Annotated in this window: 13 protein-coding genes; 7 read left to right on the forward strand and 6 right to left on the reverse strand. The window is 35.8% G+C overall.

Going from position 1 to position 15,836, the window contains the following annotated elements; translation table 11 throughout:
• Nucleotides 1-263 precede the first annotated feature (263 nt).
• From gyrA to dnaA, 6 genes are all read right to left on the reverse strand, one after another.
• A complete protein-coding gene (gene gyrA / locus G9F74_RS15705) occupies nucleotides 264-2,735 on the reverse strand; it encodes a DNA gyrase subunit A (RefSeq protein ID WP_001282865.1) in 2,472 nt (823 codons plus the stop codon).
• Nucleotides 2,736-2,823: 88 nt separating this feature from the next.
• Nucleotides 2,824-4,746, reverse strand: a complete 1,923-nt coding sequence (gyrB, locus tag G9F74_RS15710; protein WP_000435980.1) for a DNA topoisomerase (ATP-hydrolyzing) subunit B — start codon at nucleotides 4,744-4,746, stop codon at nucleotides 2,824-2,826.
• 39 nt (nucleotides 4,747-4,785) lie between these two features.
• A complete protein-coding gene (recF, locus tag G9F74_RS15715; protein ID WP_000470741.1) occupies nucleotides 4,786-5,913 on the reverse strand; it encodes a DNA replication/repair protein RecF in 1,128 nt (375 codons plus the stop codon).
• Between the two features lie 12 nt (nucleotides 5,914-5,925).
• Complete coding sequence (yaaA, locus tag G9F74_RS15720) at nucleotides 5,926-6,138, reverse strand: S4 domain-containing protein YaaA (protein ID WP_000821369.1); 213 nt, start codon at nucleotides 6,136-6,138, stop codon at nucleotides 5,926-5,928.
• A gap of 127 nt (nucleotides 6,139-6,265) precedes the next feature.
• Complete coding sequence (dnaN, locus tag G9F74_RS15725; RefSeq protein WP_001212897.1) at nucleotides 6,266-7,411, reverse strand: DNA polymerase III subunit beta; 1,146 nt, start codon at nucleotides 7,409-7,411, stop codon at nucleotides 6,266-6,268.
• A gap of 178 nt (nucleotides 7,412-7,589) precedes the next feature.
• Complete coding sequence (dnaA, locus tag G9F74_RS15730; RefSeq protein WP_000428014.1) at nucleotides 7,590-8,930, reverse strand: chromosomal replication initiator protein DnaA; 1,341 nt, start codon at nucleotides 8,928-8,930, stop codon at nucleotides 7,590-7,592.
• Nucleotides 8,931-9,494: 564 nt separating this feature from the next.
• On the opposite strand from dnaA, the gene rpmH reads away from it, so the two are divergent.
• The 7 genes from rpmH to rsmG all read left to right on the forward strand — a co-directional run bounded on the left by rpmH (nucleotide 9,495) and on the right by rsmG (nucleotide 15,766).
• Nucleotides 9,495-9,629 (forward strand): 50S ribosomal protein L34, encoded by a 135-nt coding sequence (gene rpmH, locus G9F74_RS15735; RefSeq protein WP_000831901.1) that lies wholly within the window; start codon nucleotides 9,495-9,497, stop codon nucleotides 9,627-9,629.
• A gap of 76 nt (nucleotides 9,630-9,705) precedes the next feature.
• A complete protein-coding gene (gene rnpA, locus G9F74_RS15740) occupies nucleotides 9,706-10,053 on the forward strand; it encodes a ribonuclease P protein component (RefSeq protein WP_000728890.1) in 348 nt (115 codons plus the stop codon).
• A 52-nt stretch (nucleotides 10,054-10,105) separates the two neighbouring features.
• Complete coding sequence (gene spoIIIJ, locus G9F74_RS15745; protein ID WP_000727743.1) at nucleotides 10,106-10,873, forward strand: YidC family membrane integrase SpoIIIJ; 768 nt, start codon at nucleotides 10,106-10,108, stop codon at nucleotides 10,871-10,873.
• On the forward strand, nucleotides 10,870-11,487 hold the full coding sequence (jag, locus tag G9F74_RS15750) for an RNA-binding cell elongation regulator Jag/EloR (protein ID WP_000111507.1): 618 nt from the start codon (nucleotides 10,870-10,872) through the stop codon (nucleotides 11,485-11,487). The genes spoIIIJ and jag overlap by 4 nt, the downstream gene beginning before the upstream one ends.
• Nucleotides 11,488-11,712: 225 nt before the next feature.
• Nucleotides 11,713-13,089: a tRNA uridine-5-carboxymethylaminomethyl(34) synthesis GTPase MnmE gene (mnmE, locus tag G9F74_RS15755; RefSeq protein ID WP_000393771.1), complete on the forward strand. Its 1,377-nt coding sequence runs from the start codon at nucleotides 11,713-11,715 to the stop codon at nucleotides 13,087-13,089.
• 46 nt (nucleotides 13,090-13,135) lie between these two features.
• Entirely contained in the window at nucleotides 13,136-15,025 is a 1,890-nt protein-coding gene (mnmG, locus tag G9F74_RS15760; protein WP_016107342.1) for a tRNA uridine-5-carboxymethylaminomethyl(34) synthesis enzyme MnmG, read from the forward strand.
• Nucleotides 15,026-15,046: 21 nt separating this feature from the next.
• Nucleotides 15,047-15,766 carry a 16S rRNA (guanine(527)-N(7))-methyltransferase RsmG gene (rsmG, locus tag G9F74_RS15765; RefSeq protein WP_001019628.1) on the forward strand — a complete coding sequence of 240 codons (720 nt, stop codon included), beginning with the start codon at nucleotides 15,047-15,049 and terminating at the stop codon, nucleotides 15,764-15,766.
• Nucleotides 15,767-15,836: the final 70 nt, after the last annotated feature.

The following is a 15,836-nucleotide window of genomic DNA, read 5'->3' on the forward strand; positions in this document are numbered from 1 at the left end:
GGATCAAACTCTCCAATAAAGTTAGTTTGTCTAGCATCTAAAAATAAAAATTGACGTTTCACGTTGTTTGTTTCGTTTAGTTTTCAAAGTTCAATATCGCGTTTTAGCGACTTTTATAATATATCATAGTATATTATTTTCGTCAACAAGTTTTTCAAGATAACTTGTATCTCTCATTTGCTGACTCTGCCTATTATATATAGTTTCTTATTGCTATGCAAGTATTATTATAAAAAAATAAAGAGAAGGGAGAATCCCCTCTCTTATTCTTCAGAAGAAACCTCTTCACTAGTTTCTTCTTCTTCATCCTTTTGCGCTTTTGCTACTGTTGCTACCTCTTGCTCATCCTCTAATCGAATTAGACGAACACCTTGTGTATTACGTCCCATTTGAGAGATTTGATCAACCGGCATACGAATAATAACACCCGCGGCTGTAATTAACATAATGTCTTCTTCACCTGTTACAGATTTAACTGCTACTAATTTACCGTTCTTATCTGTAATGTTACAAGTTTTCAGACCTTTACCACCACGACTTTGTAGTCGATACTCTTCAACTGGAGTACGCTTACCGTACCCGTTTTTCGTTACAATTAAAACATTCGTATCTTCTTCAACAATTTCCATACCTACTACTTGGTCCTCTTCGCCTAGTGTAATAGCTTTTACACCAGCTGCATTACGACCCATAGAACGCACATCTTGTTCATTGAAGCGAATTAACATACCGTTGCTTGTCCCTACGATAATATCTTTATCGCCAGATGTTAAACGTACAGAAATCACTTCATCTTCTTCACGAAGCGAAATTGCAATTAAACCGTTCGTACGTATATTTGCAAATGATGAAAGTGGCGTTCTCTTAGAAATACCTTGTTTCGTTGTAAAGAATAGGAACTGGTCATCACCAAACTCACGAATTGGAATAATGGCATTGATCCACTCACCCTTATCTACCCCTAATAGGTTAATAATCGGTAGCCCTTTCGCAGTACGACTATACTCTGGAATTTCATATCCTTTCGTACGGTATACTTTACCCTTGTTTGTAAAGAATAAAATATGATCATGGGTGGACGTTGTTAATAAATGTTCAACAAAGTCATCATCATTCGTACCCATTCCTTGTACACCACGTCCCCCGCGGTTCTGTGTTTTGTACGTAGAAGCTGGCAACCTCTTAATATAACCGTTATGAGTTAACGTAATCGCAATGTTTTGCTCAGGAATTAAATCTTCATCTTCAATAAATTCCATACCGCCAATTGTAATTTCTGTTCGTCTCTTATCATTGAAACGTTCTTTTACTTCTGTTAATTCTTCACGAATAATCTCAAGAACTTTCTCTTCATCTGCTAAAATCGCTTTTAATTCAGAAATTAACTTCATTAAGTCTTGATATTCTTGCTCGATTTTTTCACGTTCTAATCCAGTTAAGCGTTGCAGACGCATGTCTAAAATCGCTTGCGCTTGTTTCTCACTTAAACCGAAACGTTCCATTAAGCCCTGCTTTGCAATATCTGCCGTTTTTGAACTACGAATTAACGTAATAACTTCATCAAGATGATCTAAAGCAATTCGTAACCCTTCTAAAATATGAGCACGTGCCTCTGCTTTTTCTAATTCATAAGCAGTACGTCTACGGATTACTACCTTCTGGTGCTCCAAATAATGATATAAGTTTTGTTTTAAATTTAGTACTTGAGGCTCTCCATTTACAAGAGATAACATATTAATACCAAAACTTGTTTGAAGCGCTGTATGTTTATATAAATTATTTAATAGTACATTAGCATTAGCATCACGACGTACTTCCATAACGATACGCATACCATTACGATCTGATTCATCACGTAAATCTGTAATACCTTCAATTTTCTTATCGCGAACTAATTCTGCGATTTTTTCAATTAATCGTGCCTTATTAACTTGATAAGGTAGTTCCGTTACGATAATAGATTGTTTACCGTTTGACTTCTCTTCAATTTCAACCTTAGCACGAAGCATAATAGAACCGCGACCTGTTTCGTAAGCTCTTCGAATTCCACTTCGCCCTAAAATTAAACCTGCCGTCGGAAAGTCTGGCCCAGGAATATATTCCATCAATTCCGCGATAGTAATATCAGGGTTATGACTTAATGCCAGCACACCATCAATTACTTCGCCAAGCTGATGCGGCGGGATATTTGTTGCCATACCAACAGCAATACCTGTCGTACCGTTTACTAATAAATTAGGGAAACGCGCTGGTAATACAATCGGCTCTCTTTCCGAACCATCGTAGTTATCTTGATAATCAATTGTATTTTTTGAAATATCACGTATTAATTCCATAGAAATCTTAGACATTCTTGCCTCTGTATAACGCATTGCCGCTGCTGAATCTCCATCTACAGAACCGAAGTTACCATGCCCATCAACAAGCATATAACGTTGACTGAAATCTTGCGCCATACGTACCATCGTTTCATAAACAGCTGAATCACCGTGGGGGTGATACTTACCAATTACTTCACCAACAATACGTGCTGATTTCTTATACGCTTTATCAGCTGTAATTCCTAAATCATTCATCGCATATAAAACCCTACGATGCACAGGTTTTAATCCATCACGAACATCTGGTAATGCACGAGATACGATAACACTCATTGCGTAATCTAAAAATGAGGTACGCATTTCATGACTAATATTAATTTCTCGAATTCGTGCTTGTTGTTGATTGTCTGACATCAACGAGCACCTCCTCTTACATTTCCGTTACACATACATTGATTTATATGTAGAAGACAGGAATACTTAGATTCCTGTCATTACTCATTTAAATATCAAGGTTTTTCACGTATTTTGCATTCTCTTGGATAAAGTTACGACGTGGTTCCACTTTATCACCCATTAAAATTTCAAACGTTTCGTCTGCTTCTATTGCATCTTGAAGAGAAACTTGAAGTAACGAACGTACTTCTGGATCCATTGTCGTCTCCCATAGCTGAGTTGGATTCATTTCTCCAAGACCTTTATAACGTTGAATTCCTGGTTTCGGCTGGGCTGGTAGCTCAGCTAATATCTTTTCAAGTTCTTTATCGTTATAAGCATATTGAATTTTTTTACCTTGTTGTACTTTAAACAAAGGTGGCTGCGCAATATATATATAGCCACACTCAATGATTTGACGCATATAACGATAGAAGAACGTTAATAATAGGGTACGAATATGCGCACCATCAACATCGGCATCGGTCATAATAATAACTTTATGATAGCGTGCTTTTTCAATATCGAAGTCTCCACCGATATTTGTACCGATCGCCGTAATAATTGTACGAACTTCATCATTTGATAAAATTTTATCTAAGCGTGCTTTTTCAACATTAATAATTTTACCTTTCAGCGGTAAAATCGCTTGGAAATGACGATCGCGTCCTTGTTTTGCAGATCCACCCGCAGAGTCACCCTCTACGATATAAATTTCACTAATTGCTGGATCTTTAGAAGAACAGTCTGCCAATTTCCCTGGTAAACTTGAAACTTCTAAAGCACTCTTTCGGCGAGTTAGCTCACGAGCCTTTTTAGCTGCTACACGCGCACGCGCTGCCATCGTTCCTTTATCTACAACTTTACGTGCAACATTGGGATTTTCCAGTAAGAACTTTTCAAAAGCCTCTGAGAATACTGACTCCGTAATCGTTCTCGCTTCACTATTTCCAAGTTTCGTCTTCGTTTGCCCTTCGAATTGTGGATTTGGATGTTTAATTGACACGATTGCTGTTAAACCTTCACGAACATCTTCACCAGTTAAATTACTATCCGCATCTTTTAAAATGTTATTTTTACGGCCATAATCGTTAATCACACGTGTTAGGGCAGTTTTAAATCCTACCTCATGTGTACCACCTTCATACGTATGAATATTATTTGTAAATGAGTAAATATGATTTGTATATCCTTCGTTATATTGAAGCGCAACTTCAACTTGAATACCATCTTTTGAACCCTCTACATATACAGGCTCTTCATGAATTGGTTGTTTTGAACGATTTAAATGTTCAACATATGATTTAATTCCACCTTCATAGTGGAACTCTTTCTTTTGTTTATGTTCACGTTTATCTTCAATTGTTAATTTAATATTACGATTTAAAAACGCCAACTCACGCATACGAGTCGCTAGCGTATCAAATTCATATTCTGTCGTCTCTTTAAAAATTTCTGGATCCGGTTTAAAGCGAGTTATTGTTCCAGTTTTATCTGTATCACCGATGACTTTTAAATCTGCAACCGGAATACCTCTTTCGTATTTTTGGTAATGAATTTTACCGTCACGATGTACAAATACTTCTAGTTCTGTTGACAAGGCATTTACAACAGATGCACCAACACCATGCAAACCACCAGAAACCTTATAACCGCCACCGCCAAATTTACCACCAGCGTGGAGGACAGTCATAATAACCTCAACTGCAGGACGTCCCATTTTTTCTTGTATACCAACTGGGATACCACGGCCATTATCCGTTACAAGAATACTATTATCTTCTTCAATACTAACGTTAATTTCATCGCAATATCCTGCTAATGCTTCATCGATACTATTATCAACAATTTCCCATACAAGGTGGTGAAGTCCTTTCCCACTCGTAGATCCAATATACATACCTGGACGTTTCCGAACTGCCTCTAGTCCTTCAAGTACCTGTATCTGACTTTCATCATATGCATTTTCTTGCATTTGTTTTTGTTCCATTGACACAAAGATCACCTACTTTTCCATTTAAACAGGGGTTTATGCCCTATCTATTTCACAATCTACCGTGCCGTTCGTTACATGAATTGTTTTCGCGTCTTTCAATGTTTCGTGTTCAATTCCGTCGACACTCGTCGTTGTAACAAATGTTTGCACCTTTCCTTGAATTGTATTTAACAGATGTGATTGACGATAATCGTCTAATTCTGATAAAACATCATCCAGCAAAAGGATTGGATATTCTTTAACCTCTGAATAAATCAATTCAATTTCAGCTAATTTTAGGGACAGTGCAGTCGTTCGTTGTTGTCCTTGCGAACCAAAGACTTGAACATTTTTACTATTAACGAAGAATTGTAAATCATCACGATGAGGACCAATTAAAGTCGTACCACGGAAAATTTCACGTTGTTTCACAGATTGAAAACTTTCATAGTATACTTCTTTTATTTTCGACAAATCCATTGATTCTGATACATCTACACTCGGTTTATAAATAATTTCTAATTCTTCTAATCCACGGCTTATACCACGATGAATTGGGGCTGCCCATTCTTGCAGTAAATGTAAAAAATCAAAACGCTTTTGCAATATTTTTGCACCGTGTTCAATCAGTTGCAGTGTAAATACATCCAACATCGTTTCCTCATTTTTACTATTCCCTTGCATTTTTTTTAGCAAGTGGTTTCGTTGCGTGAGCACTTTTTGATATTGACTTAATTCATACAAATAAACAGGAGCTATTTGTCCTAATTCCATATCTAAAAAGCGTCTTCTTACTTGAGGGCTTCCTTTTACAAGATTTAAATCTTCTGGGGCAAACATGACAACATTCATTTCGCCAATATATTGACTCAACTTTTGTTGTTCAAGTTGATTTAATTTTGCCTTTTTACCTTTTTTCGAAATATTTAATTCTAAAGACAAAGAACTATTTCTCTTTTGTAATTTCCCTTTAATTTGACCGAAATCTTCATCCCAACGGATAAGCTCGCGGTCATTGGAGGTTCTATGAGATTTCGCCATCGCTAACACATAAATAGCTTCCATCAAATTTGTTTTCCCTTGCGCATTTTCGCCGATAATTACATTCACTTTATCTTCAAAGGAAAGCTCTAATTTTTCATAATTGCGATAGTTTTTTAATTGTATTTCTGAAATAAACAAAGGGCTCCCCCTTTATGCCTGAACTTGGAAAGTTCCGCTACCCGGAATTTCAATAATATCGTTCGCATATAACTTGCGACCTCTTCTGTTTTCAAGTTCTTGATTCACGTACACTTCATATTCTTGTAAAAACCATTTTACAGCGCCACCTGTATCGATTACATCAGCTAACTTTAAAAATTGTCCTAGTGTAATATACTCTGTTGAAATTTTAATACGTTTCATAAAATCGCTCACTTTCTCAAAGTGTTCATTCTTTCATTGTACTAAATAAACTAGCATTAGGAAAGTAATACCCCAAAATCAAATAAGGGCTACTAGCATCTTTAAACTAGCAACCCTTATTTTCTATCTAGTAAGTACGAACTGGTAAAATTAATTGAGTAATTGAATCATCATTTACTGTACGAATTAAGAATGGTCTCATTGCCCCAGTAAAGCTAATCTTAATCTCTGTACTATCTAAAGCTTTTAATGCATCCATCATATATTTTGCACTAAAAGATATTTTTAATTCTTCTCCATCTACGTTTTCACATTGAACTTCTTCCACTACTTTTCCGATTTCCGGAGAATTAGAAGAGATTTCCAACATTTTTTGTTCTAACGTTGATAATTTTACAACATTATTGCGGCCGTCCCTTGCTAATAGTGAAGCACGATCAATAGCCTGTAGAAATTCTTTTGTATTCACAAAAATATCCGTCTTACTCTCTGCTGGAATTAGACGTGTTGTATCAGGATAATTTCCTTCTAACAATCTTGAGAAGAATAATAAATGTTTTGTACGGAATAATACTTGATACTCCGTAATAACGATATCTACCATTTCTTCCGACTCATCTAGAATTTTACTTAATTCATTTAGGCTCTTACCTGGAATTACAACATTTGCTTGAAACGCATCTGCAATATTATATCCTTCGATTTTTGCTTTTCGAAGTGCTAGTCTGTGACTATCTGTTGCAATACAAATTAATTCGCTGTTATATACCTTCCAGTTTACACCTGTCAAGATCGGTCTTGTTTCCGAAGTAGAAACTGCAAATACAGTTTGTCTAATCATATGTTTAAGTAAGTCTGTTGGAATCTTAAAAACATGATGTTCTTCAATCTGTGGTAATAATGGATATTCAGCAGAATCTAAACCATTTAAGTTAAACTCTGATTTTCCAGATTTTATTTTTGTCATAAAATGATTTTCCACAGAAATTTCGACAGTGTCTTTCGGTAGTTTTTTTACGATCTCACTAAAATATTTTGCTTGTAAAACAATACTTCCTGATTGTCCTATTTCTACAATCTCTTTTCCGTCCTCTTCGACGGGAATAAACGATTCAATAGAGATGTTTGCATCGCTTCCTGTTAATGTAACCCCTTCTTCAGTAGCGACAACTTTAATTCCTGTAAGAATTGGAATTGTTGTACGAGAAGAAACAGCCTTCATTACATCCTGTACACTTCTTACAAGATAGTCTTTTTGTATTGTAAAACGCATAAAGAAAAACCTCCGGTAAGTATAAGATTTTATTTAATTAATAAAGATAAAAAATAGTAGTAATAGTAATAGGGCTTGTGGATATGTGGATAACCCCGTTGAAAGATGTAAAAACAGTCTATCTACATGTGGATAGACTGTGCGTAAAACAAGGAGAGTTATTCACACTATTCAGCTACTACTTTAAAATATCATTAATTTCTTCGACTTGTTTTTGCAATTGCGTATCCGTTTTTAGTAGCTTAGAAATTTTTTCATGGGCATGGATAACGGTTGTATGGTCACGTCCACCAAATTCTTCACCTATTTTAGGTAAAGAGGAATCTGTAAGTTCGCGTGATAAATACATTGCAATTTGACGAGGAAACGCAACTGATTTTGTACGCTTTTTCGCTTTAAAATCTTCTAATTTTACTTGGTAAACGCCCCCGACAGCTTTTTGGATATCATAAATAGAAATAATTTTTGGTTTAGAATTTGGAATAATATCTTTAAGTGCTTCAGCTGCTAAATCAGCATTAATATCTTTGTTAATTAAAGATGAATAAGCTACAACTCGGATGAGCGCACCTTCTAATTCACGAATGTTTGAATCGATTTGATTTGCGATATACAGCATAACCTCGTTTGGTATATCAAGTCCTTCAGCTTTTGCTTTTTTACGTAAAATCGCAATTCGCGTCTCTAAATCTGGTGGCGTAATGTCCGTAATGAGTCCCCATTCAAAGCGAGAACGAAGACGATCTTCTAAAGTTGGAATTTCTTTTGGTGGCCGATCACTTGAAATTACAATTTGTTTGCTTTCTTCGTGTAATGCATTAAATGTATGGAAAAACTCTTCTTGAGTTTGTTCTTTTCCAGCAAGAAATTGAATATCATCTATCAATAAAACATCTACATTGCGATATTTATTACGAAAATCGACTGCTTTATTATCACGAATAGAGTTAATGAATTCATTTGTAAATTTTTCGGATGATAAATATACAACTTTTGCGTTTGGATTGTGTTCAATTACATAATGACCGATCGCATGCATTAAATGCGTCTTTCCAAGCCCAACGCCCCCGTAAATAAAGAGAGGATTATATGCTTTAGCTGGAGCCTCAGCTACAGCTAATGAAGCAGCATGGGCAAAACGGTTACCAGAGCCAATAACAAATGTATCAAATGTATATTTTGGATTTAACATGCTCTGTGGTAAATGAGTAGAATCATCTTGTGCTCGATTTTTTTTTATAGGAGGAAGATCGATATCCTCTTCAGCTTGACTTTGGGGAATAATAAAGCGAATAGCCAATTTTGCCCCTGTTAAATCATAAAGTGTTTCCGAAATGAGTTCTGAGTAATGAGATTCTAGCCAATCACGAGCAAATTCATTTGGAGCTGTAATCGTTAATACGTCTTTCTTTAAGTTATGTGCTGTTGTTGACTTCAACCACGTTTCATAACTAGGTTTACTGACCTTTTTTTCAAGTTCTTTTAAGGCACTATTCCATAAATCAGAGATGTTTTCCAAAGGTGTCCCTCCTTTACTAAGATGGTAAAAGAATAAGGTTGCGCAACAAATGTACAACCCAATAAATAGTAAATGTATATTTATACGAAACGTCTTTTAAAACCTAAAAACGTCGTTTGTATATGAGATAGGGTTTTCGACAAAAAAAGCAAATGTGGACAACTATTTACCCACATGTGATTAAAACTGTCCACATGTTATACACAAATTGTGGATAAAATAAACATGTGGGAAACTTATTCAAAGTGAAAACACAACTATAATATCAAAAAAAAGTAGCTATAGCAATGAAATTAAGAAAGTTATCCACAAAATCAATACCTTGTGGAATAAACTTGTCCACAATACGATATACTGTGTAAAAGTAAGAAAAAAGTTTGTGGATATAAAAAACATAAAAAAACATTTATCCACAAGGAAATATAAGAACTGTGAAAAAGAATGTGAACAGGTTCAAAATGAATATTTGATGAAAATTTCGAGAACCATTGACATTTTCCTAGTTGATTAACTATAATTTATAAGACTGTCTTTAACAGATATTCCTCAGGGAGGTGTCATATAATGAAAAGAACTTACCAACCAAATAAACGTAAGCGCAGCAAAGTACATGGTTTCCGCAGCCGTATGAGCACAGCGAACGGACGTAAAGTGCTAGCAGCTCGTCGTCGTAAAGGAAGAAAAGTATTATCTGCGTAGACCACTGATCGTTCAGTGGTCTTTTTTTCTAATAATAGTGAATTTCCGCTGATGAAATACAGGAGTGTCAATTGATATGAAGAAAAAAAATCGTATAAAGAAGAATGATGAATTCCAGGAGGTTTTTCAAAAAGGAAAATCAAATGCGAACCGTCAGTTTGTTGTATACCAACTAAATAAAGAAGAACAGCCAAATTTTCGCATCGGTCTTTCTGTTAGCAAGAAGATAGGAAACGCAGTAGTTCGTAATCGAATTAAGCGTATGATCCGTCAGTCCATTACAGAATTGAAAGATGAGATAGATTCTGGAAAAGATTTTGTTATAATAGCAAGGAAGCCTTGTGCAGAGATGACATATGAAGAAGTAAAGAAAAGCTTAATTCATGTCTTTAAACGCTCTGGTATGAAAAAAATAAAAAAGTAGCGTAAGGAAATGAATTACACTATATACATACCGATACAAGGAGGAGTAGGCTTTGAAAAAGAAATTAGGTTTACTAGCCATGGTTGTTGCGTTAATGGCAATTACTGCTGGCTGTAGTGAAGTAAATCAGCCAATTACACCGAAAAGCACTGGGATTTGGAATGAATATTTTGTATATCCACTATCTCAGTTAATTACGTATTTTGCTGAATTATTCGGTAAGAATTATGGTTTAGCAATCGTCGTTACAACTCTTATCATTCGTTTTGCATTATTACCACTAATGATCAAACAAACGAAGAGTACGAAAGCAATGCAAGCATTACAACCAGAAATGGTGAAGTTAAAAGAAAAACATAGCTCTAAAGATCAAGCAACACAGCAAAAATTACAACAAGAAATGATGCAGTTATATCAAAAAAATGGTGTAAATCCATTAGCCGGTTGTTTACCAATATTTGTTCAGATGCCTATTTTATTCGCATTTTATCATGCGATTATGAGAACATCAGAAATTAGTAAACATACATTTTTATGGTTTGATTTAGGACAGGCAGACCCTTACTATATCTTACCGGTTGTTGCAGCGATTACGACATTTATTCAGCAAAAGCTTGCAATGGCAGGAACTGCTGGTCAAAATCCACAAATGGCAATGATGATTTGGCTTATGCCGATTATGATTTTAATCTTTGCAATTAACTTCCCAGCGGCATTATCACTTTACTGGGTTGTTGGTAATATCTTTGGTATCGCTCAAATGTACTTTATCAAAGGGCCAGAAATTAAGGCTAGTAAGGCTGGAGGAGCAGGTAAGTGAGTGTAATTACTGCTAAAGGACAAACAGTCGAGCTGGCAGTAGAAGATGCTTTAAGGCAATTAAACACTTCAAAAGATCAAGTTGATATAAATATTATCGATGAGGGTAAAAGGGGATTCCTAGGCTTATTTGGGAATCGTCCTGCAGTAGTAGAAGTTGTATTGAAGAAAGATCCCATTCAAGAATGTGAAGAGTATTTAAAAAATGTTATTCGCAACATGGGTGTGGAAGTCGAGATTAGTAAAATTGTAAAGGGACGCGAAGTTGAATTTACAATTTCTGGTGATAATGTAGGTGTTTTAATTGGAAAAAGAGGTAATACGTTGAACTCTTTGCAGTATTTGACAAAACTTGTCGCGAATCGCCATACGAAACAGTATATTGGTATCACACTAGATGCTGAAAATTATCGTAGTAAAAGAAAAAGTACGTTAGAATCGCTTTCTTATCGATTAGCAAAACAAGTGTCTAAAACGAAAAAAAGAGTTGTTTTAGAGCCGATGCCATCTTTTGAACGAAAAATTATCCATCAAGCATTATCTAATCATCAAGATATCAATACAACTTCTGAAGGAAATGAACCACATCGGCATGTTGTAATATCTTCCAAATGACCGGTTACTCAAATGAGTGCCGGTTTTTTTGAGGGGAAAACAGATGTGGATAACTAAAAACACTAAACTTATCCACTGTGAATAAGTTTAGTGTTTTTTACATGAGGACATAATAAAATGAGTTATTATTCTTTTGTAGATAGGTTCGTTATGGTATTCTAATAATTTAGTGAAGAAAATAATCGTGTTGAAATAGAGATAAATAAGCAAGTGAGGTGAAAGGACATGGAATTTGATACAATTGCTGCGATTTCCACAGCGCTTGGAGAGGGCGCAATTGCCATTGTTCGAGTAAGTGGGGATGATGCGGTTGAAAAAGTTAATCGTATTTTTAAAGGGAAGGACTTAACAGAGGTTCCTTCTCACACAATTCATTATGGTCATATTGTTGATTTAGATACAAATCAAGTTATTGAAGAAGTTATGGTGTCTATTATGCGTGCACCAAGAACTTTTACACGCGAAAATATAGTAGAAATTAACTGCCACGGTGGACTTGTTTCGGTAAATAAAGTATTGCAGCTTATTTTAGCGCAAGGAGTACGATTAGCAGAGCCTGGTGAATTTACAAAACGTGCTTTTTTAAATGGTCGTATTGATTTATCACAAGCAGAAGCTGTCATGGACTTAATCCGTGCAAAAACAGATCGTGCAATGAACGTAGCGATTAATCAAATGGAGGGGCGATTATCTAAATTAATTGGCCGCCTGCGTCAGGACATATTAGAAACGCTAGCTCATGTTGAGGTAAACATAGATTACCCAGAATATGATGATGTGGAAGAGATGACACATAATATTTTAATTGAGAAAGCGACACATGTTCGTGCTGAAATTGCAAAAATATTAGAAACATCGAAGCAAGGGAAGATTTTACGTGAAGGTATTGCTACTGCAATCATCGGTAGACCTAACGTTGGGAAGTCATCGCTATTAAATAGTCTCGTTCAAGAGAAAAAGGCAATTGTAACTGATATTGCAGGAACAACTCGTGATGTTATTGAAGAGTACGTTAATGTGCGTGGTGTACCACTTAAACTTATAGACACAGCCGGGATTCGTGAAACGGAAGATGTTGTTGAACGAATTGGGGTAGAACGTTCAAAAGAAATGATGAGCCAAGCAGATTTAGTGTTAATTGTCGTAAATTATAGTGAGGCTTTAACAAATGAAGATGAAGATTTATTCCGTGCGGTACAAGGAAAAGATTTCATTGTTATTGTGAATAAGACGGATTTACCGCAAGGAATTGATATGGAACGTGTTGCAGAATTGGCTGCGGGAAATCGTGTTATTACAACATCCTTAATCGAGGAGCAAGGAATAGATGAGCTTGAACAGGCGATAGCTGAGCTATTCTTTGAAGGAACAATTGATTCTGCAGATATGACATATGTTTCTAACGCAAGGCATATCGGACTATTAACACAAGCAGAAAAGACAATTGGAGATGCAATTGAGGCAATAGAAAATGGTGTTCCGATTGATATGGTACAAATTGATTTAACGAGAACGTGGGAAATACTTGGTGAAATTACTGGTGATACTGTCCATGAAAGCTTAATTGACCAGTTGTTCTCTCAATTTTGTTTAGGAAAATAATATGGCGATGTTTCAGAAAGATAGAGATTATTAGGAGGAATAAATAATGGGATACAATGCCGGTTCATACGATGTTATAGTAATCGGTGCAGGTCATGCAGGATGTGAAGCTGGTCTTGCGGCAGCACGAATGGGCTCCAAAACATTAATGTTAACAATTAATTTAGATATGGTAGCGTTTATGCCATGTAACCCTTCTGTTGGTGGACCAGCAAAAGGGATTGTTGTTCGTGAAATTGATGCATTAGGCGGAGAAATGGGACGCAATATTGATAAAACGCATATTCAAATGCGTATGTTAAATACAGGTAAAGGACCAGCTGTACGTGCACTTCGAGCACAAGCAGATAAGTTCTCTTACCAACATGAATTAAAGAAAACAATTGAAGAAACACCAAATTTAACTTTGTTCCAAGGAATGGTAGAGCGTTTAATCGTTGAAGATGGCGTATGTAAAGGGGTAATTACGCAAGCGGGTGCTGAATATACAGCAAAAACAGTCGTAATTACAACTGGAACATTTTTACGTGGTGAGATTATTATGGGTGATTTAAAATATTCGAGCGGTCCAAATAATCAGCAACCATCTATTACATTATCTGAGCATTTAGAGGAGCTTGGATTTGATCTTGTTAGATTTAAAACAGGTACACCTCCTCGTGTAAACAGCAATACAATTGACTACAGTAAAACAGAAATTCAACCGGGTGATGATAAACCACGTGCGTTCTCTTTTGAAACGACGAAATTTATTATGGATCAAATTCCATGTTGGTTGACATATACAAGTACGGAAACACATCGTTTAATAGATGAAAATTTACATCGTTCAGCTATGTATTCTGGTATGATTAAAGGAACAGGACCTAGATACTGTCCTTCTATTGAAGATAAAGTAGTAAGATTTAATGATAAACCACGTCATCAAATTTTCTTAGAGCCAGAGGGACGCAATACGCAAGAAGTATACGTACAAGGTCTATCTACAAGCTTACCAGAAGATGTACAGCGTGACATGCTTAGAACAATCCCGGGGCTGGAAAATGTCGAAATGATGCGTACAGGTTATGCAATTGAGTATGATGCAATTGTGCCAACGCAATTATGGCCAACACTTGAAACGAAAAACATTAAAAATTTATATACAGCAGGACAAATTAACGGAACTTCTGGTTACGAAGAAGCGGCAGGACAAGGGCTTATGGCTGGAATTAATGCGGCATGTCGATCTTTAGGTAAAAAAGAAGTTATTTTAGGGCGCGAGGATGCTTATATTGGTGTCTTAATTGATGATCTTGTAACGAAAGGTACAAATGAACCATATCGTTTATTAACATCTCGTGCAGAGTACCGTCTATTATTACGCCACGATAATGCGGATCTTCGTTTAACTGAAGTTGGTCGTGAAATCGGATTAATTAAAGAAGAGCGCTATGAGCGATTTACAAATAAAAAGTTACAAATTGAACAGGAAAAGGAACGTTTAGGTAGCATTATTATTAAACCACGTCCTGAAGTTCAAGAATTAATTCGTAGCATTGGTGGAAGTGAATTGAAAGACGGAATACGTGCAAGTGACTTATTACGTCGTCCAGAGATGACATATGAGCATATTCATCTTTTAATACCAAGCGAAGTAGAATTAAGTGATGAAGTTACGGAACAAGTTGAAATTCAGACTAAGTACGAAGGATATATTGAAAAATCATTACAGCAAGTAGAGCGTATGAAGAAAATGGAAAATAAAAAAATCCCTGTGGATATTGATTATGATGCAATTTCTAGCCTTGCTTCAGAAGCTAGACAGAAATTGAAAGATGTTCGTCCACTTTCAATGGGGCAGGCTTCACGTATTTCTGGCGTAAATCCAGCAGATATTTCCATTTTACTTGTGTATATTGAACAAGGAAAAATTGCGCGCGTATCGAACCAATAAATAGTAAGGAGCTATCGCTAGATGAACATAGAACAATTTCAATCTATGCTAGAAGAGAAGGGTATTACCCTCTCTTCTAGGCAGTTAGAGCAGTTCAAAATCTACTTTGAAACATTAGTAGAGTGGAATGAAAAAATGAACTTAACGGCTATTACGGAAAAAGAAGAAGTATACTTAAAACACTTTTTTGATTCTATTACAGCTGCTTTTTATTATGATTTTTCAAAACCATTCTCAATTTGTGATGTTGGTGCAGGGGCTGGATTCCCAAGTATTCCTTTAAAAATCTGTTTCCCGCACTTAAAAGTAACAATTGTAGACTCATTGCAAAAACGTATTAATTTCTTAAATCATTTAGCACAAAAGCTAGAATTAAGTGACGTTGCATTTTGTCACGATCGTGCTGAAACATTTGGGAAAAAAGAAGGTGTACGTGAATCGTACGATATTGTAATGGCACGTGCAGTTGCGCGTCTTTCTGTATTAAGTGAGCTATGTTTACCACTTGTAAAAGTCGGAGGAACATTCATTGCGATGAAGGGTGCAGCAGCAAACGAAGAAATTGAAAATGGCAAGTATGCTTTAGAGGTGCTTGGCGGAGAGTTAAAAGAGATGTCTACGTTCCAATTACCGTTTGAAGAAAGTGAACGTAATATTTTATTAATCGAGAAAAAGCGCAAGACACCAAAGAAATATCCACGCAAACCGGGAACACCCAATAAATTACCTATTGAAAAATAAATCTTATTAGACGTAAGATTAAATTATATAAATGAAAACGTAAATGTTTCATAGGAAACATTTTATGTAG

This window comes from Bacillus sp. EKM202B (assembly GCF_011066025.1).
GTDB lineage: Bacteria > Bacillota > Bacilli > Bacillales > Bacillaceae_G > Bacillus_A > Bacillus_A toyonensis.